1 protein-coding gene is annotated in these 343 nt (G+C 60.3%); it reads right to left on the minus strand.

What is annotated here, in order from left to right; all coding sequences use genetic code 11:
• Nucleotides 1-103 precede the first annotated feature (103 nt).
• Nucleotides 104-343 (minus strand): anaerobic ribonucleoside-triphosphate reductase (gene nrdD / locus EIK80_RS25225; protein ID WP_148099130.1); only part of this gene is annotated, 240 nt, incomplete at its 5' end.

A 343-nucleotide genomic window follows, 5' to 3' on the forward strand; every position in this document is an offset into this window, starting at 1 on the left:
TGTCCGTTATCAAACGGACTGAGGGTGGTCAACACTATAAGGATAACCACCCTCAGTCTCGCTTACGCTCGACAGCTCCCGCCAGCGGGAGCGAGTATAAACCTTACTTAGCTTCCTCGAACCATTCGTGGGTGGTGCCGTCGTCCAGGGTCACGCGGCCAGTTTCGCCGCTCATGTGCTTGACACGGTGGGCAATCTCCTCGTGACGGCCGTGCACCATCGGGCGCTGGACCGGGCTGCCGAGGTAGCCGCAGGTACGCTTGGTGACATTGCACTTGTCCGGGTTGGAGTTGCCGCACTCCGGGCACTTGAAGCCTTCCTCGGTCGGCTCGAAATCACCCTG

Origin of the sequence: Caulobacter sp. 602-1, from assembly GCF_003931565.1 — a bacterium.
Taxonomy (GTDB): Bacteria; Pseudomonadota; Alphaproteobacteria; order Caulobacterales; family Caulobacteraceae; genus Caulobacter.